General features: G+C 45.7%; 23 protein-coding genes. 6 read left to right on the top strand and 17 right to left on the bottom strand.

Annotated features, from left to right (window positions below; all coding sequences use genetic code 11):
* Positions 1-70 precede the first annotated feature (70 nt).
* Positions 71-1,171 carry an alkene reductase gene (locus ACHUFZ_RS11630; protein WP_394127292.1) on the top strand — a complete coding sequence of 367 codons (1,101 nt, stop codon included), beginning with the start codon at positions 71-73 and terminating at the stop codon, positions 1,169-1,171.
* Between the two features lie 110 nt (positions 1,172-1,281).
* Here ACHUFZ_RS11630 and ACHUFZ_RS11625 read toward each other — a convergent pair whose 3' ends face one another.
* Both ACHUFZ_RS11625 and ACHUFZ_RS11620 read right to left on the bottom strand, forming a co-directional pair.
* Complete coding sequence (locus tag ACHUFZ_RS11625) at positions 1,282-1,731, bottom strand: L-alanine exporter AlaE (RefSeq protein WP_053438532.1); 450 nt, start codon at positions 1,729-1,731, stop codon at positions 1,282-1,284.
* Between the two features lie 223 nt (positions 1,732-1,954).
* The gene (locus tag ACHUFZ_RS11620) at positions 1,955-4,387 is read right to left on the bottom strand and encodes a hybrid sensor histidine kinase/response regulator (RefSeq protein WP_394127291.1); all 2,433 of its coding nucleotides are present in this window, start codon (positions 4,385-4,387) and stop codon (positions 1,955-1,957) included.
* 127 nt (positions 4,388-4,514) lie between these two features.
* Here ACHUFZ_RS11620 and ACHUFZ_RS11615 point away from each other — a divergent pair, with 127 nt between their 5' ends.
* From ACHUFZ_RS11615 to ACHUFZ_RS11595, 5 genes are all read left to right on the top strand, one after another.
* Positions 4,515-5,084 carry a UPF0149 family protein gene (locus ACHUFZ_RS11615; RefSeq protein WP_394127290.1) on the top strand — a complete coding sequence of 190 codons (570 nt, stop codon included), beginning with the start codon at positions 4,515-4,517 and terminating at the stop codon, positions 5,082-5,084.
* A gap of 425 nt (positions 5,085-5,509) precedes the next feature.
* Positions 5,510-6,178: a helix-turn-helix transcriptional regulator gene (locus tag ACHUFZ_RS11610; RefSeq protein ID WP_134834450.1), complete on the top strand. Its 669-nt coding sequence runs from the start codon at positions 5,510-5,512 to the stop codon at positions 6,176-6,178.
* A 24-nt stretch (positions 6,179-6,202) separates the two neighbouring features.
* Positions 6,203-6,586 (top strand): RidA family protein, encoded by a 384-nt coding sequence (locus tag ACHUFZ_RS11605; RefSeq protein ID WP_394127289.1) that lies wholly within the window; start codon positions 6,203-6,205, stop codon positions 6,584-6,586.
* 40 nt (positions 6,587-6,626) lie between these two features.
* On the top strand, positions 6,627-8,033 hold the full coding sequence (locus ACHUFZ_RS11600) for a cation:dicarboxylate symporter family transporter (protein ID WP_394127288.1): 1,407 nt from the start codon (positions 6,627-6,629) through the stop codon (positions 8,031-8,033).
* 76 nt (positions 8,034-8,109) lie between these two features.
* The gene (locus ACHUFZ_RS11595) at positions 8,110-9,432 is read left to right on the top strand and encodes a CoA-disulfide reductase (protein WP_394127287.1); all 1,323 of its coding nucleotides are present in this window, start codon (positions 8,110-8,112) and stop codon (positions 9,430-9,432) included.
* 47 nt (positions 9,433-9,479) lie between these two features.
* On the opposite strand, the gene ACHUFZ_RS11590 is transcribed toward ACHUFZ_RS11595, so the two are convergent.
* The 15 genes from ACHUFZ_RS11590 to ruvA form a co-directional block, all read right to left on the bottom strand.
* Positions 9,480-10,523, bottom strand: a complete 1,044-nt coding sequence (locus ACHUFZ_RS11590; RefSeq protein WP_394127286.1) for a potassium channel family protein — start codon at positions 10,521-10,523, stop codon at positions 9,480-9,482.
* 102 nt (positions 10,524-10,625) lie between these two features.
* Positions 10,626-11,687 (bottom strand): quinolinate synthase NadA, encoded by a 1,062-nt coding sequence (nadA, locus tag ACHUFZ_RS11585; protein WP_053438524.1) that lies wholly within the window; start codon positions 11,685-11,687, stop codon positions 10,626-10,628.
* Between the two features lie 139 nt (positions 11,688-11,826).
* Complete coding sequence (gene ybgF, locus ACHUFZ_RS11580; protein WP_394127285.1) at positions 11,827-12,597, bottom strand: tol-pal system protein YbgF; 771 nt, start codon at positions 12,595-12,597, stop codon at positions 11,827-11,829.
* Between the two features lie 15 nt (positions 12,598-12,612).
* The gene (gene pal, locus ACHUFZ_RS11575; protein ID WP_134834456.1) at positions 12,613-13,143 is read right to left on the bottom strand and encodes a peptidoglycan-associated lipoprotein Pal; all 531 of its coding nucleotides are present in this window, start codon (positions 13,141-13,143) and stop codon (positions 12,613-12,615) included.
* A 34-nt stretch (positions 13,144-13,177) separates the two neighbouring features.
* Positions 13,178-14,491 carry a Tol-Pal system beta propeller repeat protein TolB gene (tolB, locus tag ACHUFZ_RS11570; RefSeq protein WP_370447442.1) on the bottom strand — a complete coding sequence of 438 codons (1,314 nt, stop codon included), beginning with the start codon at positions 14,489-14,491 and terminating at the stop codon, positions 13,178-13,180.
* Between the two features lie 49 nt (positions 14,492-14,540).
* Positions 14,541-15,611 carry a cell envelope integrity protein TolA gene (tolA, locus tag ACHUFZ_RS11565; protein ID WP_394127284.1) on the bottom strand — a complete coding sequence of 357 codons (1,071 nt, stop codon included), beginning with the start codon at positions 15,609-15,611 and terminating at the stop codon, positions 14,541-14,543.
* Positions 15,612-15,623: 12 nt separating this feature from the next.
* Entirely contained in the window at positions 15,624-16,067 is a 444-nt protein-coding gene (locus tag ACHUFZ_RS11560) for an ExbD/TolR family protein (RefSeq protein ID WP_394127283.1), read from the bottom strand.
* A 5-nt stretch (positions 16,068-16,072) separates the two neighbouring features.
* The gene (gene tolQ, locus ACHUFZ_RS11555; protein WP_394127282.1) at positions 16,073-16,771 is read right to left on the bottom strand and encodes a protein TolQ; all 699 of its coding nucleotides are present in this window, start codon (positions 16,769-16,771) and stop codon (positions 16,073-16,075) included.
* A complete protein-coding gene (ybgC, locus tag ACHUFZ_RS11550) occupies positions 16,761-17,180 on the bottom strand; it encodes a tol-pal system-associated acyl-CoA thioesterase (protein ID WP_394127281.1) in 420 nt (139 codons plus the stop codon). The genes tolQ and ybgC overlap by 11 nt, the downstream gene beginning before the upstream one ends.
* Before the next feature lie 163 nt (positions 17,181-17,343).
* Positions 17,344-17,646 carry a cyd operon protein YbgE gene (ybgE, locus tag ACHUFZ_RS11545; RefSeq protein WP_394127280.1) on the bottom strand — a complete coding sequence of 101 codons (303 nt, stop codon included), beginning with the start codon at positions 17,644-17,646 and terminating at the stop codon, positions 17,344-17,346.
* On the bottom strand, positions 17,639-17,746 hold the full coding sequence (gene cydX, locus ACHUFZ_RS11540; protein ID WP_000270284.1) for a cytochrome bd-I oxidase subunit CydX: 108 nt from the start codon (positions 17,744-17,746) through the stop codon (positions 17,639-17,641). The genes ybgE and cydX overlap by 8 nt, the downstream gene beginning before the upstream one ends.
* A 12-nt stretch (positions 17,747-17,758) precedes the next feature.
* Positions 17,759-18,895: a cytochrome d ubiquinol oxidase subunit II gene (gene cydB, locus ACHUFZ_RS11535; protein WP_134834463.1), complete on the bottom strand. Its 1,137-nt coding sequence runs from the start codon at positions 18,893-18,895 to the stop codon at positions 17,759-17,761.
* 13 nt (positions 18,896-18,908) lie between these two features.
* Positions 18,909-20,495 carry a cytochrome ubiquinol oxidase subunit I gene (cydA, locus tag ACHUFZ_RS11530; protein ID WP_134834464.1) on the bottom strand — a complete coding sequence of 529 codons (1,587 nt, stop codon included), beginning with the start codon at positions 20,493-20,495 and terminating at the stop codon, positions 18,909-18,911.
* Between the two features lie 460 nt (positions 20,496-20,955).
* On the bottom strand, positions 20,956-21,960 hold the full coding sequence (ruvB, locus tag ACHUFZ_RS11525; RefSeq protein WP_053438515.1) for a Holliday junction branch migration DNA helicase RuvB: 1,005 nt from the start codon (positions 21,958-21,960) through the stop codon (positions 20,956-20,958).
* Between the two features lie 12 nt (positions 21,961-21,972).
* Positions 21,973-22,590 carry a Holliday junction branch migration protein RuvA gene (ruvA, locus tag ACHUFZ_RS11520; protein ID WP_134834485.1) on the bottom strand — a complete coding sequence of 206 codons (618 nt, stop codon included), beginning with the start codon at positions 22,588-22,590 and terminating at the stop codon, positions 21,973-21,975.
* Between the last annotated feature and the right edge of the window lie 30 nt (positions 22,591-22,620).

Here is a 22,620-nt window from a genome sequence, read left to right as displayed (position 1 = left end):
TATTACTCAATTATCAAATCTCAGCCAATAAATATACTGGCTCCATCAACACGAATTGGAGAACAGAGCAATGAGTACACTTTTTGAGGCCACGAAGCTTAAGCAGCTAACTCTACAAAACCGCATGGTCATGGCGCCTATGACACGAGCGCGAAGCAGTCAGCCGGGTAATGTGCCAAACCAAATGATGGCGACCTATTACCACCAGCGTGCGAGTGCGGGGTTGATTATCTCAGAAGCGACGCAAATTTCTGATGACTCGCAAGGTTATTCGTTTACGCCTGGTGTCTACACTGACGAGCACGTCGAAGGGTGGAAGAACATCACCCAAGCGACTCAAGCGCAAGGGGCAGCTATGTTCTGTCAGTTATGGCATGTCGGCCGTGTCTCTCACCCTACCTTTCAAAATGGTGAGTTACCTATCGCCCCTTCCGCGCTTAAGCCCGTTGCTACGCAAGTTTGGATTGCTGATGAGCAAGGCAATGGCAACATGGTCGACTGTGTAGAGCCAAGAGCCATGACTCAAGCTGATATTGACCGTGTTGTGAGTGATTTTGCCTATGCCGCGAAACGCGCGATTGAAGCAGGGTTTAACGGCATCGAGATCCACGGCGGCAATGGCTATCTGATCGATCAGTTCTTGCGTACTAACTCGAACCAGCGCAATGATCAATATGGCGGCTCTACCACAAACCGACTTCGCTTTTTGTTAGAAGTAGTTGATGCAGTCAGCAAAGCGATTGGAGCTGATAAAGTCGGCGTTAGGCTTGCTCCATTCATCACGTTTAAAGATATGGACTGCCCTGAGATTGTGCCAACGATTTTAGAGGCATCGAAACAGCTGCAAGCACGAGATATCGCTTACTTGCACTTGTCTGAAGCAGATTGGGATGACGCGCCTGTTATTCCGGAGGCTTTTCGTATTGAGCTACGTAAGAACTTCACCAATACGATTATTGTCGCGGGTGGCTATACCCAAGAAACAGCAAATGAAATAGTGGCCAAGGGCTATGCCGATTTAGTTGCGTTCGGGCGCCCATTTATTGCTAACCCAGATCTGGTTGAGCGTTTGAAGCATCAGCAACCCTTGGCTGAGCTTGATGGGAAAACTCTGTTTGGCGGCGACTGTCGTGGCTATACCGACTACCCGACACTTGAACATTTAGCATAATTCGGGAAGTGAGTTCCAAACGAAAGAAAGACGCCCTTGAGCGTCTTTCTTTATAAATACTTAGCTGCGTAAATTACGCCTTACGCTTCCTGCCTCTATGCTTCTTGCCTTTATGCTTCCTGGTAGTAGCCCGGAACGCGGAACCACTTACGGCACATATCTAGGAAGTAACCGTATAGCACGCCCATGCCGCAAGATACCACTGCGTTGGAGGTCACTGCTGTGATGATTTGATCGGTTGATGCGCCAACGGTAAACAGAATTGCTGCATATACAGGAGACTGGAACAGCACATAAGCGACTAGGTCAGAGATGTTCTTCATCACGCCAGTGTTAGATATACGAGCACCTTGGCGCAAAACGTAGTCTCGGAACAAGCCATATGGGAAGGCAATAGCGATGTTGACTGGGATCGAAAGTGTACGAGACGCTAAAGATTGCTCAAAGGTCATGCCTGAAATAAAGATCTCAATGATCATGCCAGACACAAAGCAGAAAACTACCATCGCAAACGTATCAGCCGCAGCATTACGTATACAAAAAGGCCCACGAGACTTCATTTTAACCCCAACACAAAAAACTACACTTTTAAATAAACGACAAAACAAACACCCAAGACCAGGCAAACTATCCAGTCAATATCGCTATTAAATCATTAAATTTGCAGTTTTAGATTTCAAAGTTAAAACAAAGTGGTAAATAAACAACTAGAATTAGTAATAAAGTTAGATAAATCCGCTACCTTTTTAATAATAGCTCAAAAAACACACAAGTTGGTGTAATTTAGTTACAGTAATCTTTTAGTTGTACAGTCAGCACATCTAACTCGTCTTGCGGAGGAAAATCTCCAGACACTAGATAACGCTCGATGATCGCGAGAGTTTCGTCTAAAGCTGGCGACTGTACGGATTCAAGTTGATGCTGAATTAAGCTAAAGCTCTCACGTGCATAGAGTAAATTTTCGTTTTCAATTGCCATAAAGAACATCATGAGAGGTTCTTCTATCTCAACCTCTCCTTCGTCGAGCGTTGATTTAAGTAAATGGGGTTTATATTGATAGAGCTGCTCAGAGTGACTCAGCAGTGCATCATCAAGCTCGGTTTCATCAACTGGCTTAGAGACGATGTAATTTGCCCCTGCAGTTAGCATGCTCTGCCAAGTGTCTTTAAATACATCCGCAGTACAGCCAAGTATGAGAACCTTAGATTTTTCTCCACTTAGGCCGCGAATCACGGAGGTCGCCTCTACCCCATCCATACCCGGCATATGGTTATCCATCAAAACTAGGTCATACTCACCGGTGGTTACTTCATGAACCGCCAATTCACCATTTTCGACACATTCACACGAGAAACCTTTATTGGTCATGAAGGTATTTAGGATGATTGAGTTGGTGCGATTATCTTCAACAATCAGTGCTTTCAATCCATGGTAATCAAGTTTCTTGCGCTCTTTATATTCGGCAAAAATCGCTTCGCCTATGTCTACCTGCAGTGCGACTTCAAAACATGAGCCAATCCCAACTTCACTAGTCAGTTTGATCTCACCCTCCATCAAATCACACAGCTGCTTAACGATGGCAAGGCCAAGCCCAGTGCCACCAAAGCGTCGAGTAGTTGAAGACTCCGCTTGTTCAAAGGGTTTGAAGACTTTTTGTTGGACGGACTTATCTATTCCGATCCCTGTATCTCGTACTTGAATAATTAAGAAGTTACGGCCGTTTCTGTACTCTTCTTTAAAACTCACTTCCACGTAACCACGTGAGGTAAACTTAACTGCATTATTGAGTAAGTTGAACAGGATCTGCCTTAACCTTGCTTTGTCACAGCGATACCAACGACTTTCTGGCACTTCAGAATAAACTTTGAACTGTAAGCCTTTTTCAGAACATAAGGTGTAATACACACTATTGATACTGCCAATAATGGCTTCTAACGGGAATGGCGCTCGCTCTAGCTCTAAATGACCTTGCTCCACTTTAGAAAAATCGAGGATCTCATTGAGCAAGGTCATCATATGTTCGCCCGATTCGTATAAGGTCTTCATATGTTTGCGTTGCTCACTCGTTAAGTCACTTTTGAGCAGTATCTGAGCGGTACCCAGTACACCATTCATTGGCGTTCTGATCTCATGTGATAACGTGGCTAAGAAGGCACTTTTGGCTTTGGTTGACGCTTGGGCTTTTACCTTCTCCTCTTCGAGATAAACGGTTTTCTGATTAAAGGAGTCAATCAGGTATTTGATCTCATCATTACTGTTGTACTTAAGGTCGATGCTGCCGCCCTCTTTGGATTCCCGCACACTTCTCGCGACAACCACAACTGGAGAGATAAGAAAGCGGTTAATCAAGAAATAACCCAGCATTACGAACGCTAGCATAAGAGGCACGATCACAGCTTCAACTTTGGAGACCACATCATAAACTTGTTCGGCTACTAAGCGCTTGGCATTAACGACATCGACACTCCAATTGAAGTCACCAAAGGTGTTCTTACTGATGTAAATATTTTCTGCCAGTTGAAAGTTATATTCCGTCACCACATCTCCGTAGCCGTCACGTAAAATCACCCCTAAGTCGTACTCCTCTGCGTGCAGGCGGACAAACTCGACGAGTGATTCAAGGGAGATATCCACCGTCGCCACGCCAGCAAATTCGCCATTACTGTAATAAGGTGACGATGCAGTGATCATTTGTACATGTGTGAACGGGTCTATGTATACCGGTGACCAAGAAACGGTGTCTTGAGGCATATTTACCACCGAGGTATACCAAGACTCTTTGTCATAGCCACCTGATGCCGGGTTGTCCCACGAGTAGACTCTATCCACCTGGCCATCGTTGGCTCGATTGAAGAACAGACTGTTAAATGCGCTGTTCTTATCTATGGAGTAAGGAACTGGCCATAACCCACCACTAACGGTGATATCGTCGATCAACAGAAACAGTTGGTGCAGTAAGTAGGCTTGATGCTCTTGAGACTCGTCGGTAGTCCCAATGGTGACAATACCTTGCAAGATACCTAACGATTTATTGAGCGGTTCTTTGATTTGAGTAGAGATGAGTTCTGTGCGTAATTCAAGGTTTCGCTCTAGCTGGGCGCGCGTTGGAGGCTCCACTACCAAATAGTTAATCGTACCGATCAACCCCACCGCCACAGCTAAGTAAATAGCTAAGGCAATGATACTCTTCCTTTTTAGTGACGAGCGTATATCCATAAATCTTTGAATTTTTATCGTTTATTAAAAATTATAGCGAATATATCAATGCAGCAACCTTTTTCTCTTATGTGTTGGCTGTTACCATTGCCTCATCACAAGTCCTGACTGTAATAGGGTGTCTATTTTGACTTTACAACAACTGCTGTCATTGCCAGAGCTAGAAGATAAACTGATTAACGAAGCTAAGACTTACGGTTTCGTCACTGCGATGGCCGCTGCGCCTAATATTCTTCCGCCTGAAGAGTGGCTACCGTTCCTTTGGGGTGGTGAAGAAGTGGCACCATTTAGCGATGGCGAGCAGCTCGAAACTTACATTGAGCACATCATTGCCCTTTGGAATCAATACCGCCCTGCACTGCTTGATAATACCTGGCAGTGGCCTGAAGGCTGCACGCTTGATGAAGAAGATATTGTGACAGCGCAAACTCGTGATTTCTGTGAAGGTCTACTGCAAGGCTGGCAGCTTTCTAGAGACGATTGGGAAACCATCATGCCAGATGGCACCGAAGACAGCGCCCTACTTGGTGGCGTGATTTTGTCTTTGAGCATGCTTTACGATCCAGAAACATCAATTGCGACGCTAGCAGAGCAAGGCATTCAAGGCCTAGAGCAGTTTGAAGAGATCTTCAATGCGATGCCAACCATGCTGTGTGGTCTAACGATGCGCGGTGTAACGCTGGCTGAGACAAACTAAATTCAGCTTGCTAGATTAAATATAAATGGGGCGAACATTGCCCCATTTTTAATACTGCCTTTCTTCACTCAATCCACTCTCTTCTATCAAAATCAGCCCCAACATCACCACCACAAATAACTCCAACTAACTCATAAACACCAGTAATTTATAGCGGACTTTGGAAATTGTTCTAGATCATTAAAGTGTTCAAAAATGAAATCTTTGATTTTAAATATTTAAACTTTGATGCGGTTTAAGAAATTAAACTGCACTAATATGTTTTTAGTGATCCTGCTCGAAATTCATTCGCAAATTAGATTAAAAATTCGATATTTGTTGGTGTTTCAAACACTTTTTAACGGTTTACAGAAGTTTACTGCGTATTGCTCAAATAACCCTAAAGGAGTAGCTTTTAATCATTGAGTTCAAAAATGTAAACCGAAATGATGAATGTAAAACAAGTTCGATTCACCGATGAAGACAGAAAATGTTTAAGCAACTATTTTCGCTTAGCAGACACTATCGCTGATCTAATTGGCCCGTATTGCGAAGTCGTTATTCATTCATTTGAAAGCTTAGAAAATTCAGTCGTGAAGATCGTCAACGGCCATCATACCGGCCGCGAAATTGGTTCGCCGATTACTGATCTTGGTTTACGTATGTGGCGTACATTTGAGAAAACTGGCGAAGTGTCACCAAAGAGTTACTTCACCAATGCTGCAGACGGTTCGCTACTGAAATCGACCACGTGCATTTTGGCAGGCCCAGAACAAAAGCCAATTGGCATGCTGTGCATCAACATGAACTTATCTTTCCCATTCCCTGAAATCGTCAAAACCTTGATGCCGCACTGTAATGTCTCACAAACCTTAGTCAGTGAGACCTTCAGCAACAACGCCAATGATGTGATTCAACAAGCTTTGAATGCAGCCATCCAAGAAGTCGATCAAGACGAAACGATTTCATCTAAAGGTCGTAACAAAGCCATCATTCGCTGCCTATTTGATAACGGCGTATTCGAGCTAAAAGAGACAACCACACAAGTATCCGAGCAACTTGGGATCAGCCGCCAGGCAGTCTACAAATTTATCCGTGAATTTAAATCAGAATAAAATTAATAACTTAGGAGTTATATTGTGAAACAGATCATTGCTACTGAGCAAGCCCCAGCCGCTATCGGCCCTTACTCTCAAGGTACGAGTTACGGTGACATGGTTTACACATCAGGCCAACTTCCACTGGTTCCAGAAACCATGCAGTTTGTGGAAGGCGGCATCAAAGAGCAAGCTCGTCAGTCTCTGGAGAACTTGAAAGCAGTTCTAGAAGCAAGCGGTGCTGGCCTAGACACCGTATTGAAGACGACATGCTTCCTATCGGATATGGAAAACTTCGTCGCATTTAACGAAGTGTACACAGAGGTATTTGGTACCGAAAACGCACCAGCTCGCTCTTGTGTTGAAGCTGCAAGACTACCAAAAGACGCACTGGTTGAAGTTGAAGCCATTGCATTCAAAAAATAACCGACTTTCGGACATAAATGGGTATCAATAGGAGATTCTCATGAGCGTTTCATTTATTGGATTGAGCATCCTGTTCTTTGGATTCTACGCGTTACTCGCTAACTTCAAAAAACAAAAGAAAAGCTTTAACTTCCGCGTACTAAGCGCACTGGCTGCTGGTCTGTTATTCGGTGGCGCAATTCAGCTCGTATTCGGCGTGGGCAACGTTGCAACGTCAGGCTTTGCTGAACTGATTTCTGTGTTTGGTAAAGGCTACATCAAGCTTCTACAAATGATCGTAATCCCACTCGTATTTGTGGCGATGATCTCTTCGATCATGAACGTAGAAGGCGGTGGTGCACTATCACGCATCGCACCAAAAATCATCGGTATTCTACTTTTCACTTGTGCTATCTCTGCGGCTGTGGGCATCGCAAGTATTTACCTATTCGGTATCGATGCTAACGCGCTAGTAAGCACAATTGGTACTAACAGTGCTATCGAAGCACGTGGTGACTCTCTGATTGCAACACAAGATGCGATGGCGAGCAGCGGCCTATCAGGCATGGCGCTGTCTATCATCCCAACTAACATCTTCGACATGCTAACGGGTTCTCAACGTACATCGACACTATCAACCGTATTGTTCGGTATGTTCCTTGGCTACTGTATCCTACAAGTGAAAAACCGTAAGCCTGAGAAAGTGCAAAACTTCGTTGATTTCATCAACTCTGCTAAAGAAGTTGTACTGTCTATGGTTCGTGAGATCCTCAAGCTGACGCCTTACGGTGTATTTGCTCTGATGACGACGTTCATGATGACTAACGATTTGTTCGCACTAGCAGAAATGGGGCGCTTCCTACTAGCAAGCTACGTGGCAATCGGTGTAATGTTCGCTATCCACTTCGTGATGGTGTCTATGTTCGGTCTGTCTCCTGCGAAGTTCATGAAGAAAATCTGGCCAGTGCTAGTATTCGGTTTCGGTTCTCGCTCAAGCATGGCGGCAATCCCACTAAACGTTGAAACTCAAACTCAACGTCTAGGTGTGGACGAAGAAACAGCAAACATGTCAGCAACATTCGGTACCAGTATCGGTCAGAATGGTTGTGCGGGTATCTACCCAGCAATGCTAGCTATCATGGCGGCTCAAGTAATGGGTATGCCAGTTGACCTAGGCTTCATCGTACAACTGATTGCTGTAATCGCGATTGCTTCATTCGGTATCGCAGGTGTTGGTGGCGGTGCAACGTTCGCAGCAGTAGCAGTACTGACCATCATGGGTCTAGACATTACGGTTGTGGCGATTCTGGTTTCTATCGAAGCGCTAATCGACATGGCACGTACCGCGCTTAACATCTCAGGCTCAATGTTGTCAGGTGTACTCACCGCGAAGAAGAATGGCTCACTAAACACTGAGCAATACAATGCTGATGTTGCTGCAACAGTAACAAAAGAAGCAGCAGTGTAATTTCCAAACTTAATAAAGAGCACCCAACACGGGTGCTCTCCGTTTTTCCTGAGTTCAGGTTATTTAGGTAATAAATATGAAAGTTGTTGTCGTAGGCGGTAGCGCTGCAGGTATGAGTTTCGCAGCGAAATACAAACGTAATCAGCCATCAGATGAAGTGATTGTGCTAGATAAGCGCGATTACATCTCGTTCGGTGCGTGTGGTTTACCTTACTTTGCTGGTGGCATGTTTGATGACACAGAGCGCATGATTTCTCGCACGCCGGAGCAAGCGATTAAGTCGGGCTTAGACGTTCGCATTGAAACGGAAATGGTCGCTCTAGACCGCGCTGAAAAGCAGATCAAAGTTCGTCACCAAGGCGAAGAAAGCACGATTGATTACGATATGTTGGTGATTGCGACTGGTGCACGCCCAATCGTTCCTTCATTTGGCGAGTACAACCCAGAACACGTATACACGCTAACCAGCATGGAAGATGGTTTGGCAGTAAAAGAAGCGCTTAAGGACAGCAACAAACAACGCGTTTGCGTTATCGGTGGTGGCTTTATCGGCCTTGAAGTGTTCGATGCCGCGCATCTATTAGGTAAACATGTGACCATCATTGAACGTGAACAACACGTGATGAGCCGTCAGTTCAGCCCAGAAATGATCGAGGTGGTAGAAGGCGCGATTCGTGAATCGGGTGCGGAGCTTAAAACTGGTTGCAGCGTATCAGCCATTCGCGACGCAGAGCATGACGGTTACATTGTCGAGACCGCCAACGGCAATGTAGAAGCCGACGTGGTGATCATGTCACTCGGCTTTAAACCAAACACCGAAGCGTTTGAGTTACCAAAAGCCGCTAACGGTGCATTGTTAGTCGATGAGTTTGGCGCAACAGAAGACGCTAGTATTTACGCTGTTGGTGACTGCGCAGTGGTTCACCATATGGCGCTGGGCAAATCTGTGTATGTTCCACTTGCAACTACCGCCAACAAACAAGCGCGTATGATGGCGGATAAGCTTGCAGGTAAAGACACGTACATGAGTGGCTTCTTGGGTTCGTCTTGTTTAAAAGTGCTGGACTACGAATTGGCATGTACTGGCGTATCAGAACTATTAGCGAAAGAACATGGTTTAGATGTGAAAGTTTCGACCATTGCCGATAAAAACCAAACCGATTACTACCCAGGCCAAGAAGACATTAAAGTGAAGCTGGTGTACCACCCAGAAACCAAGGTTCTACTTGGTGGTGAAATCGTCGGTAAGAAAGGTGCAGTCGGCCGAATCAACGCTCTCGCTGTTGCCATCACCGCGAAAATGACGACGCAGCAGCTAGGCTATATGGATTTTTGCTACGCACCACCATTTGCACGTACATGGGATGCACTCAACGTTGCAGGTAACGTGGCAAAATAGCGTTATTGACCAATATTCAAAGGGGGCTTACGAGCCCCCTATTGGTTTTAGTTGTCCTTGTTTAATACCGTCCAATCAAACGATTCAATTCGCTCATCGGCAATGTAAAACAGTTTACTACCCGCTATCACTTCTCGTTCTAGCTCTGGGTTAAGTTCAATGCCGTTGCCAATATCAAGAGCAATCAAGGTTGCCTGATACTCTTTCTTCATAAAATGAAACGCCGCTTCAACCGTGATTCCATTTAAGCTTTCTGGATATATCGTCGAATACTGAGTCATACCGCGAGTCGATGCCAATAGCTCTTGGTGCAGCGCGCTTGAACCTGGGTCGACGGCCGCTTTGGCTAACATCTCTGCCCCTACCGCCGGAATACACTCAGCATTTGGGCAATGCTGGTTAAGCAGGTTACTCAGCGCTTCATCTTTGAAATAAGCCAGCAAGTGCGCCTTAGGGTTAATGTTGGCACTGTATAACGCAGCAGAGAGCGTGATGTCATCTTCTAGGTTATCCACCACAATGCAGCTCGCTTTATCAATCGCGGCTTTTTCCATCTCTTGAGCATCGGTATAGCTGTTAACTTTTACGAAGCCAATTTGACCAGGTAGCGGGTTTTCGATATCTGAGCGGCTACATAACACGATCGGACGCTTGCCCTCTTCTTCGTGTTGCAGCATGCGAATCAAATGCATCGTACGTTGACCGTTCCAACCTAATAGCAATATGTGATTTTCCACACCAACTCTCCGTTTACCTAATATTCCTGCGCGCCAGTACTCGACTGCGCCTGTTGCTAAGCGACCAATCAACGCCGCGAAAAGGGTCAAACCACCCGGGATAACTAATAAGATCACCACCCACTTACCTGCCGCTGTCTCTGGAGAGTGATCCCCATAGCCAACCGTCGAGGCCGTTACCATTAAGAAGTAAACGAAAGTAGAAAGATCATGGGTAAGTGAATGCTCACCACTTAGGCTCAATAACGCCCAAGAAAGCGCAATATAGGCGAGAACCAAAAAGGCCAAATTGCGATTACTGAGGTTAAAAAGATGGGAGTCGAGCCATTTTTTAAATGATAACCAAAGAGTCATAACACTCCTTATTAAAACACTGTGGTTGTATTTAAGCCTAACCACACACATAAAAAAACCAGCCAAGTGTGGCTGGTTTTAAGAACTGTGATAACTATCTATTTATGCATTGCCTTTAACTTGCATATTTAGCTGTTCTGCGAAATCTAACATTCGGTTCAGCGGGATAAGAGACTTAACGCGTAATGCTTCATCAACAAAGATTTCATGCTCTGCACCACCTTCACGAAGCGCTGCTTCAATCGCTTTTAGGCCGTTCATCGCCATCCAAGGACAGTGTGCACAGCTACGACAGGTTGCACCTGCACCGGCTGTCGGCGCTTCGATGAGTTCTTTCTCTGGCACTAATTGCTGCATCTTAAAGAAGATACCTTTGTCAGTCGCGACAATCATCTGCTGATGCGGTAGCTCTTTGGCAGCTTTAATTAACTGGCTTGTAGAACCCACTGCGTCTGCAAGTTCAACAACACTTGCTGGTGACTCTGGGTGAACAAGAATAGCCGCGTCTGGGTAGACAGACTTCATCTTACGTAGAGCATCAGCTGAGAACTCATCGTGAACGATACACTCGCCTTGCCACAGCAGCATGTCTGCGCCAGTTTTATTTGAGATGTATGAACCTAGGTGGCGGTCAGGGCCCCAAATAATGGGTTTATCTTCTGCGTCTAGGTGCTCAACAATTTCAAGAGCGATACTTGATGTTACCACCCAGTCAGCACGTGCTTTCACTGCTGCTGAAGTATTGGCATACACAACAACGGTGTGGTCAGGGTGCGCGTCACAGAACTCAGAGAATTTGTCAGCTGGGCAACCTAAATCAAGCGAACACTCTGCTTCAAGCGTTGGCATTAAGATGCGTTTCTCAGGCGTTAGGATCTTGGCAGACTCACCCATGAAGCGTACACCACCGATGATCAGGGTGCTTGCTGGGTGACGGTTACCAAACTTGGCCATCTCAAGAGAATCGCCAACAAAGCCGCCTGTCTCTTCAGCCAGTGCTTGAATTTCAGGATCGGTATAGTAATGGGCGATCAAAACCGCGTCTTTCTCTTTCAGAAGCTTTTTAATATTGGCGGTATACGCTTGTTTTTCTTCTTCTGATAGTGGGACTGGTTTTGGTGGGAATGGGTAAACTGTCTCGATTGTATCTAATATGTGGCTCATTGCTCTTGCGCTACGCTACTTCCAGTAATCCGAGTATTGTAACCTCAACAACTGAGTAGATTCCAGTTTCGAGTCAAATTAGATATAGAACAAAAAGGAGCATCAAATGCTCCTTTTAGATTTTGCCAAAGTATCTTGGCTATAAACGCTCTTGGGCCAGTTTGGCAGACGCGCTATTTGGATACTCATCAACCACTTGTTGATAGTACTTCTTCGCTTGCTCTGCGTTGTTGTTACGCTGAGCGATGTCGCCAAGCTTAACTAGCGCATCAGCACGCTTGTTTGAATCTTTGTAAGACACTACCGCAGCGAAGCTCTTCACCGCATCTTTATCTTGCTTCTTAGCGAAATAAAGCTGACCTAACCAGTAATGAGAGTTAGGGGTGAAGGTTGAATCTGGGTAGTCCTTTTGGAACTGTTGGAATGAAGCAATCGCACCAGTGTAATCACGCTTTTTCAGAATCAAATCAACAGAGTTTTGGTAAGCGGTTTGCTCATCAACATTAGAGCTGAATGTGCCACCGGTTTGTTTCTCTGGTGTTTTCGTTTCTGTTTGAGCTGCAGGCGTTGATGCTTGGCTACGTACTTTGTCCAGTTCAATGAACAATTCACGTTGGCGCTTCAACATTTGCTGCATGTCGTAAGTGCTTTTCTCTAGTTGTCCGCGTAAGTCGCTGATCTCTAGAGCCATATCGTCTAACTGCTGCTGCATTTGCAACTGTACACGATTACGGTTTTCCAATAGGCGCTCTAAGCGCTGGACATCAGACTCGTTACCACGAACTGACGATGAAGAAGTGGCTGTGTTGCTACCGCTTAGATCGGATACTGGAGCTGGTGCAGCGAGCACATTGCCCGCTGCACTTGCCAGTAACGTAAGCGTAACAACGCGCTTAAGGTTACTGAACATAGGCTAATCCCTTGATTAGTATACTAGAACTGCGCGGCGGTTCTTAGCGTATACATCTTCAGATTGACCTAGAAGAAGTGGTTTCTCTTCACCGTAGCTAACGATAGAGATTTGATCAGCTTGAACACCTAGCGCTTGTAGGTACTTAGCAACTGCGTTAGCACGACGCTCACCTAGTGCAATGTTGTACTCAGGAGTACCACGCTCGTCCGCGTGACCTTCGATAGTCACTTCAAGAGCTGGGTTTTTGCTTAGGTATGCAGCGTGTGCAGCTAGCATTGCTTCGTAGTCACCCGCGATAGTCGCGTTGTCGAAAGCGAAGTAGATAGTTTGAGTTTCGCGTAGTGCTTGCTCTTTTAGCTCTTGCTCAGTTAGTTGACCGTTTGCATCAATTGGAGATACAGCCGTGTTGTTGTCAACTACTTGAGTTTGGTTAGTTTCAGTTGAACCAGATGCGTTTGCTGCATCGTCGCTTGAACTACATGCTGTAACTGCTAGAACCGGCAGCGCAATTAGAAGCCCTTTAAGAACCTTGTTAAGTTGCATTGTTGTCTTTTCCTTTATTGTAATTGTTTACTCGTTACAAGAACGGTGACCATGCTGGTGCACGAACACGTCCATTAGTGACGGGTAATCTTGCTTTAAAGCGCCCATCAATGGACACCATTGAAAGCACGTTAGATTTATTATAAGTAGAGCTATAAATAACCATTCCGCCGTTTGGCGCAATGCTTGGTGATTCATCAAGCAGTGTCTTGGTAAGTGTCTGCATTGCACCCGTTTCGAGATCAAGCTTCGCGAGATTGAAACCAGAATTGCTGCGATTAACCATGACTAAGAAACGGCCGTCAGGTGTGATTTGACCACCTAAGTTCTGGCTACCTTGCCAAGTAAGACGGTTAGTCGCGCCATTCGCCAAATCTACTTGATAAATTTGCGGTTTTCCACCCCGATCCGACGTAAAGACTAGAGATTTGCCATCGGGATGCCAAAACGGTTCAGTATTGTTCGATCGTCCACGGGTAATTTGCGTCAGCTTACGAGTATTTAGGTCCAGAGTATAAACCTGCAGGCTACCTGTTTTAGACAGAACCAATGCAAGCTTACTGCCATCAGGCGAGAATCTTGGCGCACCATTATGACGCGGGTATGACGATATCTTTTCACGCTCACCAGTGTAGATGTTCATGATAAAGATTTCCGCCTGACCGTTTTGGAAGCTGACATAAGCCAGCTTCTTACCGTCAGGAGACCACGCAGGTGACATCAGTGGCTGCTTAGAACGCAGCACTAGGCGCTCATTGTAACCATCGTAATCAGACACACGTAGCTGGTACGGGAACTGATCTTTGTCACTCACCACCACATAAGCGATACGAGTTAGGAATGCACCCTTCTCGCCTGTTAACGCTTCATAAACCAAATCAGAGATACGGTGTGCGTACTCTCTTAAACGCTTGCCCGGTACGGTCGCTCGCTTATTGAAGATAACGTGATCTTTCGACAGCACAAGCTGACCATCGTCGCTCAGTGCTTTGCTTTGACCTTGAGTTAATTGGCCGCGTACCACATCAACCAGTTGGTAGTTGATGACATAGTCGCCTTCGGCGTTTTGACTGATAGAGCCAGTCACTAACGCATCAACACCTAAACCAGTCCAGGCACCAAAATCGACTTCTGATTCATTGTATGGTGTTTGCGGCATTTTGCTGGTTGCAACAGGGCTGAATTTACCACTGCGCTGAAGGTCTGAGGCAATCACCTTAGAAACGTCTTCAGGAAGTTTAGTGTTGCCTTCCCACTTAAATGGGACGATAGCGATCGGGCGAGCCGAGTCGATACCATCTGTAATCACCAGTTCCAACGCCGCATTCGCGGTTTGGAATACACTCATCACAGTGAGCACATATCCTATTATTAGTCGCTTTAACACAAGCAATTCCTTATAAATCAGGTACTACAGTTAGGTTAATATTCTTAATCTTGCTGACCACATCTGGGTCTTTAGGCAATGGGAAGCTGTTTACTTGCGCGACGGCACGCTTAGTCGCAGCGCACAATCGGCTATCACCATCTAATACCGAAAGATTGCCGACAATCGCGTCTGCTCCGGTTGGAATAAGACGCAAGTTAACTCGGCATGACTTTCCCCTAAAGCTGTCCTCCAACAATAAGTTCTGTTGGATGAGCTGGGTATAGATCGCACCATATCGATCTGCTTCACTGCTAACATGACTCGAGCGCGCTGAAGTGTTCGCCTCAGATTCCGACTCAAGACCGGTAAAGATGTCGTTCAACGCCGCTTCTTGCTCTTTGCGTTCACGCTCAAGACGCTCTAAACGTTCTTTCTCTTTACGAGCTTTTTCAGCCGCTTCTTTGGCCGCTTTTTCTTTCGCTATGCGTTCTTTCTCAGCTTTTGCTGCAGCTTCACGTTCACGTTTGGCTTTTTCTTCCGCGGCTTTAGCTGCCTTTTCACGTTCAATACGCTGTTGCTCGGCTTTTGCAATCGCCGCTTCTTTAGCTAGACGTTCCTGCTCCGCTTTCTTGACCGCTTGTTCTTTGGCTTTACGTTCAGCTTCTAATTTCGCTGCTCGCTCTTTTTCTTTCTTAGCGCGCTGCTCTTCTGCCTTGCGTTCTTTCTCTTTCGCTACTCGTTGCTTCTCTGCTTCACGAGCGGCTTTCGCCTCTTTCACTTGCTGTTCTTTCAGCTTGCGAATACGTTCCTCTTCCGCCTTACGATTTTTCTCTAACTGCTCGCTTTCACGACGCAGTTTATCGAGCCTTTCTTGCTCTTTCTTCGCGGCTTGTTCGCGCTGGCTACGAATTTGCTGCGCTTGTTCGCGAACCATTGCTGGATCAATCACTACCGCTTGCACCATACGCCCGACGGGTTCAGGTTTCGACATGGTAAAGTCGGTTCCCCAAATCAAGGTGACGATCAAGAGCGCATGCAAAAAAGCAGATATCACTATCGGCTTCTTATAATCGCTTTTTCTGCTTTTTTTCTCTTTCATGAACGACGAACGCTATTCCTTTATGTCTGTCAGTAGCCCTACTTTAGGAATACCCGCACGACTAAGTTCATCCAATACCAACACCACTTCCGCATACGGAGTTGCAGCATCACCGCCCACGGCGACTGGCGAATCAGGCTTGAGCGATAGCTCAGCTTTTACTCGAACAATGATGTCTTGGAGCGAAACGCCGCGCATCATGTCTTCATCATTGACACTCAGACCTAGATTTCCATCTCTGTCGATTTCAACAATAATAAAGCTTGCGTCGCTGTCACCCGCCATATCTTGTGCTGAGACTGCCGTTTCCGTAGCAGGCAACTCGACTTCAACCCCTTGCGTGACAAACGGGGATGTCACCATAAAAATGATCAACAGAACCAACATAACGTCGATATAAGGGACGACGTTGATTTCTGCAGTCAGTTTGCGTTTTTTAGGTTGGTAACCTGCCATGAAAACTATTCCTTACCCGTCGCGTCACGACCGGCCATAGCTTGGCGGTGCAAAATACTATGAAACTCTTCAGAGAACGTCGCATAGTTGTGCTCTAGTTTGCCGACTTTATTACTTAAACGGTTGTAAGCCATTACAGCAGGGATTGCTGCGAAAAGGCCCATTGCCGTCGCGACAAGTGCTTCTGCGATACCAGGCGCAACCATAGCCAGTGTAGCTTGCTTAACTTCACCAAGTGCAATAAAGGCATGCATGATGCCCCAAACCGTACCAAATAGGCCGATATACGGGCTGATAGAACCAACAGTTGCTAGGAATGGAAGATTCGTTTCAAGTTCATCGACTTCACGCGCAACAGAAACACGCATCGCTCGGCCAGTGCCTTCCATAATAAAGTCAGGTGAATCAGCGTTCGACTTACGAAGACGGGCAAACTCAGTAAAGCCTGAGTAGAAAATCTCTTCTGTGCCAACCAGGTCGTCTTTACGTTTTTTTGCATTTTGGTACAAGATAGATAGATCCGTTCCTGACCAGAATTTGTCTTCAAACGCTTCTGCATCTTTCGATGCTTGGGAAAGCACTTTGCTGCGCTTGATGATCATCGCCCAAGATACGATAGACATACCCAAAAGAATCAGCATAACCATTTTTACCAGCAGACTTGCTTGTAAGAATAGGTCTAGCATCGAAATATCAGCGTTCACTGTTTGTAAGCTCCATAACGATTGATTGAGGCATAGCTTTTGGCCTCATTTTTATATTATCGATACATGCTACCTTAACCTTTGCCTTACACAATATCGCCCCGTCAGGATTAACGATCTCCTGACAGAATGTGAGAGAAGCTTTCTTTAGGTCAGAGATAGATGTTTTTACCACAAGATGATCGTCAAGACGCGCACCCTGCAAAAAATCAATATCCATGTGTCGGACTACAAAACCGATGTTTTGTTCCAATAGAGTTTGTTGCGAAACACCAATGGTGCGAAGTAGCTCGGTACGCGCTCGCTCAAAAAATTTAAGATAGTTTGAGTGATAGACAACGCCACCAGCATCGGTATCTTCATAATAGACAGTGACTGGCCACTCAAAAATTGCTGTTTGTTCCTGCACTTGGATATCCGAATTATTGGTTTAGGCGAATACTATAACGCAACTCCTTGCTATTTGTGCAACGCTCATTTGGATGTTTTCAAAGCTTGAAACAAAAAAAAGCGCGACTCGTGTAAGAGCCGCGCTTTTTTTATACGAAATGAGCAGAGTTTGCCCTAGCATTCTATAAAAGGCGAAGTACCGTTAGGTAGATTAGAATCGCCAATGAGAAGTAAGGACTGAAAAGAACCTGCCAATACCAATTGCGCGGCTTAAAGCCAATTCCAAACACCATGCTTGAGCAAATTGCCCAAATCAGCAGTGGTGAAATAACCGCATTGAAGCCACCAATAGAATTAGAATAGAGCTCAGGATCCCACATCACCATAGCAACATGGTAGAAACCAAGCACTAGCGATAAGACTCTAAACAGAGCCTTATCAACAGGCACGTGTAGCTTAGCTACCTGCTCAGCGAGATTACTCACTGTCTTTGTCCATCATTTCTGAATGCTCTAACCAAAGAGCGTTGATGATGCCGAATGCACAAGCTAGCAATACACCCAGAATCCATGCGAAATACCACATATCTATTGCTCCTTAGTAAGCTGAAACGTCGTTGTCTTCGATGTGTTTCTTATCTAGACGACCGAACATTTTGTAGTATGTCCACGTCGTGTAACCAAGAATCACAGGAACCATTACCGCTGCAACTGCAGTCATTAGACCCAGTGTTAGCTCACTTGCCGTTGAATCCCACATTGTTAGGCTGTGGTTTGGCATTAGACTAGAAGGCATAATGAATGGGAACATTGCAAAACCTGCTGTCAAGATAACACCCGCGTTAGCAAGACTTGAGAATAGGAATGCAAAGCCACCACGCTCAATGCGAGAAGCGAACGCTGCTAGAAGTGGCATTACCACACCTAATGCAGGCGCTGCCCATAGCGCTGGGTACGTTTCGAAGTTTGTCATCCAAGCGCCTGCTTGAACGGCCACTTCTTTGTTCAGTGGGTTTGAATCAGCGAATGTGTCGATTGTGCTAGTGATAACATAACCATCAATTGACTGAACCCAGAAACCACCTACTACAAACAATGCCACTGCGATCAAACCAGTGATTTGTGCAACACCGCGAGCACGAACATGTAGCGCCTCTGTAGTCTTCATTTGTAGCCAAGTTGCGCCCTGAAGAACAAACAACATTAGGCTTAGCACACCACATAGCAGAGCAAATGGGTTAAGCAGAGCGAAGAAGGTACCTTTGTACTGAGACATTAGCAGATCGTTTAGCTCAAATGGCACACCTTGAAGTAGGTTACCAAACGCCACACCAAAGATGATTGGTGGTACTGTGCCACTAAAGCAAAGTGCGTAGTCCCAAGCTTTACGCCATTTTGGGTCTTCGATCTTTGAACGGTAATCAAGAGCAAGTGGACGTAGCCAAAGCGCAGCTAGAGTCACGTACATTGCTAGGTAGAAGCCAGAGAACGACGTTGCGTAGACCAATGGCCACGCCGCAAATAGCGCACCACCAGCTGTGATTAACCAAACTTGGTTGCCATCCCAGTGAGGGGCAATCGTGTTTAGCATAATACGACGTTCAGTGTCGCTTTTACCGATAACCGGTGAAAGAGACGCGACACCCATGTCAAAACCATCTGTTACAGCGAAGCCTACCAGTAGTACACCGATTAGGACCCACCAAATAAGTCGTAAGATTTCGTAATCAAACATAATATTCCCTCACTTATACTTCGACTGAACGGCCGACTTTGTCTTCAACAGAGTTAGCTTCTTGTTCGAAGTGGTAGCGACCTGTTTTCAGGCTACTTGGACCTTTACGTGCAAATTTCAGCATTAGGTAAACTTCAGCAATTAAGAACACTGTGTACAGTGCGATAATTGCAAATAGTGAAGTCCATAACTGACCGACCGTCAGCGCAGAAGCGGCTACGTGCGTCGGTAGGATCTCACCTACTGCCCATGGTTGACGCCCGAACTCGGCTACAAACCAACCTGCTTCGATCGCAATCCAAGGTAATGGGATACTGAACAGCGCAGCTTTAAGAATCCAAGGTTTCTGTTCGATCTTCTGACGACATGTTTGAACAAATGCCGCGCCGAATACGAATAGCATGATGAAGCCACACACAACCATGATACGGAATGAGAAGAATAGCGGCCAAACTGTTGGGATTGAATCATCCGCAGCGGCTTGGATTTGCTCTTCTGTTGCATCAACAACATTCTCTGTGTAGCGCTTAAGAAGAAGGCCGTAACCTAGGTCACCTTTCACTTCATCGAAAGCAGCTTTGTTTTCTTCAGACTTGTCGCCTGCGCGAAGCTTTTCAAGTAGCTCGTACGCGTACATACCAGTACGAACACGCTCAACGTGGTCCTCACGAAGATCACGTAGACCTGTCACCTGCTCATCAAATGAACGCGTCGCAATAATACCCATTACATAAGGGATCTTAATTGCGTAGTCAGTGTTCATTGTTTCTTGGTTTGGTAGACCGAACAGGGTAAATGCAGCTGGTGCTGGCTCTGTGTGCCATTCTGCTTCAATTGCAGCAAGCTTCACTTTCTGTACTTCACCTAACTCGTAACCAGATTCATCACCTAGCACGATTACAGAAAGAATCGCAGCCATACCGAAAGAGGCAGCAATTGCGAATGAACGACGAGCGAATGCGATGTCACGACCTTTTAGTAGGTAGTATGAACTGATGCCTAGAACGAACATTGCGCCTGTCGTGTAGCCTGATGCTACGGTATGGACGAATTTAACCTGAGCTACTGGGTTTAGTACCACTTCAGCAAAGCTCACCATTTCCATACGCATGGTTTCGAAGTTAAATTCTGCGCCAACTGGGTTTTGCATCCAGCCGTTTGCAACAAGAATCCATAGTGCTGAGAAGTTAGAGCCAAGAGCAACCAACCATGTCACCACTAGGTGCTGACGTTTCGATAGACGATCCCAGCCAAAGAAGAATAGACCTACGAAGGTAGACTCTAAGAAGAAGGCAACAAGGGCTTCAATCGCCAAAGGCGCACCGAAAATATCACCTACGTAATGCGAATAGTATGACCAGTTAGTACCAAACTGGAATTCCATGGTTAGGCCGGTCGCCACACCAAGTGCAAAGTTAATACCGAAAAGCTTACCCCAGAACTTGGTCATGTCCTTATAGATTTGCTTGTCCGTCATTACGTACAAAGATTCCATAATGGCAAGTAGGAATGCCATACCTAGAGTCAAAGGTACGAAGAGGAAGTGATACATCGCAGTCAGTGCAAACTGCAACCGCGATAGATCAACAACATCGATCATGATTACTCCTATGTGTCGGCTGAAGACACTTTCTTACATCCATGCCAGCATAAATAGTCGTTATTCAATATTTAGATTTGTTATCAAATAACGTCATACTGTTGCAAAAATGTACCGTAACGGTTAGTTAATTGTTAAGCATCAGCTAATATAGCTGGCGCTAATATTACTGGTAAAAACAGGTTGTTTCAAAAGGTTTATAGGCAGAGTTCGCTTTGATTTGTATCAACTTTTGTGCGGCATTCTTGTTTAGAATTTCATCAATTTGATCTGTATCAACCAAAATAAGCCCCTTTTGTTACGTACGAGTTATACCGCAGCCCCCGATCACTATTTATGCAAAACAACAACTTAACAAGTCACTCAACCCCGTTACCTATTAAGTAGTAAATAATTATTACCACTGTGATCTTGATCACTAAATAAAAAAGCCTGCTATTTTTAGCAGGCTTCTGAAAACTTATTTTTCAATTCCGAAATGAAGGTAGGCTCGGTCGGTTGCAATCCGCCCTCTCGGCGTGCGTTGCAAATAGCCTTGTTGGATAAGATAGGGTTCAAGGACATCTTCGATGGTGTCTTTTTCCTCACCAATGGCTGCAGCCATGTTATCAAGGCCAACCGGTCCACCGCCAAACTTCTCCATAATCGCTAGAAGCAGCTTTCTATCCATGTAGTCGAAACCTTGTGCATCGACATCAAGCATGTTGAGCGCTTTATCGGCAACATCAGCACAAATATGGCCATTGCCCTTCACCTCCGCGTAATCACGGACACGGCGCAATAATCGGTTAGCGATACGCGGCGTACCACGTGCTCGTCTTGCCACTTCTAACGCCCCTTCTGACTCCATCGATAAACCTAGGCAATCGGCACTACGTTGTACAATGTTTTGCAGGTCAGGGATCTTGTAGTACTCCAGACGTTGAGTAATACCAAATCGGTCACGCAGTGGTGAGGTCAATGAACCCGCACGTGTGGTTGCACCAATTAAAGTAAATGGCGGTAAATCGATTTTGATTGATCGGGCAGCCGGACCTTCACCAATCATGATATCAAGCTGGTAGTCTTCCATTGCTGGATACAGCACCTCTTCAACCATTGGACTAAGACGGTGAATTTCGTCGATGAAGAGCACGTCGTTTTCTTCAAGGTTAGTCAGCAATGCAGCAAGGTCGCCTGCTTTTTCAAGCACTGGGCCTGACGTAGTGCGGATGTTCACGTCCATTTCGTTGGCAACAATATTCGCCAAGGTCGTTTTACCCAGACCAGGAGGACCAAATATTAGCAAGTGATCGAGTGCTTCATTACGCAACTGAGCCGCTTTGATGAAGATCTCCATCTGACCACGCACATGATCTTGGCCTTTATAGTCTTCAAGCTTTTTCGGACGAATCGCGCGGTCGATAACATCTTCTTCTTTATATACTGTATTGTCTGGCGCAATTAAGCGATCCGCTTCAATCATGACTTATGCCTTTTATACCATCGACTTTAATGCTTCACGGATAAGCTGCTCGCTACTCATATCCGCTTTCTTAACTTGTGAAACGACTTTAGATGCTTGTGTTGGCTTATAACCAAGGGCAAGCAGTGCACTGATCGCTTCTTCTTCGGCACTTTCTTGTGTGGCCTGCGGCGCTGAGTCTACCGGTGCTGCGTCAGTAAACGGAGTAAATAGATCGCCTGCGCCCCACCCTTTTAGTCTGTCTTTCATTTCAACCACAAGGCGCTCGGCAGTCTTCTTACCTACGCCCGGCAACTTAACCAGCGTCGAAACATCTTCACGTTCAACACTTGCAACAAATTGGCTCGCCGTCATTCCAGAAAGAATACCTAAACCTAGTTTAGGCCCAACACCATTGGCTTTGATTACTTCTCTAAATAGCGCGCGCTCTTTCACAGTATTGAAACCGTATAACAGCTGCGCATCTTCGCGAACCACGAAATGAGTATAGATAATCGCTTCTTCACCGATGTTTGGTAGCTCGTAAAAGCAGCTCATTGGCATCTGTACTTCATAGCCAATACCGTTAACTTCAATAAGCAGTTCAGGTGGTTGTTTCTCAATTAGAATGCCGCGTAGACGTCCAATCACGGTTAATACTCTTTTGAAATGAATTTGCGA

Source organism: Vibrio hepatarius, from assembly GCF_043642085.1.
In the GTDB taxonomy this organism is placed as follows: domain Bacteria; phylum Pseudomonadota; class Gammaproteobacteria; order Enterobacterales; family Vibrionaceae; genus Vibrio; species Vibrio hepatarius_C.
This window is presented reverse-complemented; position numbering and strand designations above follow the sequence as displayed.

Bases quoted from the DNA above. Each gene is read 5' to 3' on its own strand.
- ACHUFZ_RS11630 (WP_394127292.1), top strand. From the start codon at position 71: ATGAGTACACTTTTTGAGGCCACGAAGCTTAAGCAGCTAACTCTACAA.
- ACHUFZ_RS11625 (WP_053438532.1), bottom strand. From the start codon at position 1,731: ATGAAGTCTCGTGGGCCTTTTTGTATACGTAATGCTGCGGCTGATACG.
- ACHUFZ_RS11620 (WP_394127291.1), bottom strand. From the start codon at position 4,387: ATGGATATACGCTCGTCACTAAAAAGGAAGAGTATCATTGCCTTAGCT.
- ACHUFZ_RS11610 (WP_134834450.1), top strand. From the start codon at position 5,510: ATGATGAATGTAAAACAAGTTCGATTCACCGATGAAGACAGAAAATGT.
- ACHUFZ_RS11600 (WP_394127288.1), top strand. From the start codon at position 6,627: ATGAGCGTTTCATTTATTGGATTGAGCATCCTGTTCTTTGGATTCTAC.
- ACHUFZ_RS11595 (WP_394127287.1), top strand. From the start codon at position 8,110: ATGAAAGTTGTTGTCGTAGGCGGTAGCGCTGCAGGTATGAGTTTCGCA.
- ACHUFZ_RS11590 (WP_394127286.1), bottom strand. From the start codon at position 10,523: ATGACTCTTTGGTTATCATTTAAAAAATGGCTCGACTCCCATCTTTTT.
- nadA (WP_053438524.1), bottom strand. From the start codon at position 11,687: ATGAGCCACATATTAGATACAATCGAGACAGTTTACCCATTCCCACCA.
- ybgF (WP_394127285.1), bottom strand. From the start codon at position 12,597: ATGTTCAGTAACCTTAAGCGCGTTGTTACGCTTACGTTACTGGCAAGT.
- pal (WP_134834456.1), bottom strand. From the start codon at position 13,143: ATGCAACTTAACAAGGTTCTTAAAGGGCTTCTAATTGCGCTGCCGGTT.
- tolB (WP_370447442.1), bottom strand. From the start codon at position 14,491: ATGAGTGTATTCCAAACCGCGAATGCGGCGTTGGAACTGGTGATTACA.
- tolA (WP_394127284.1), bottom strand. From the start codon at position 15,611: ATGAAAGAGAAAAAAAGCAGAAAAAGCGATTATAAGAAGCCGATAGTG.
- ACHUFZ_RS11560 (WP_394127283.1), bottom strand. From the start codon at position 16,067: ATGGCAGGTTACCAACCTAAAAAACGCAAACTGACTGCAGAAATCAAC.
- cydX (WP_000270284.1), bottom strand. From the start codon at position 17,746: ATGTGGTATTTCGCATGGATTCTGGGTGTATTGCTAGCTTGTGCATTC.
- cydB (WP_134834463.1), bottom strand. From the start codon at position 18,895: ATGTTTGATTACGAAATCTTACGACTTATTTGGTGGGTCCTAATCGGT.
- cydA (WP_134834464.1), bottom strand. From the start codon at position 20,495: ATGATCGATGTTGTTGATCTATCGCGGTTGCAGTTTGCACTGACTGCG.
- ruvB (WP_053438515.1), bottom strand. From the start codon at position 21,960: ATGATTGAAGCGGATCGCTTAATTGCGCCAGACAATACAGTATATAAA.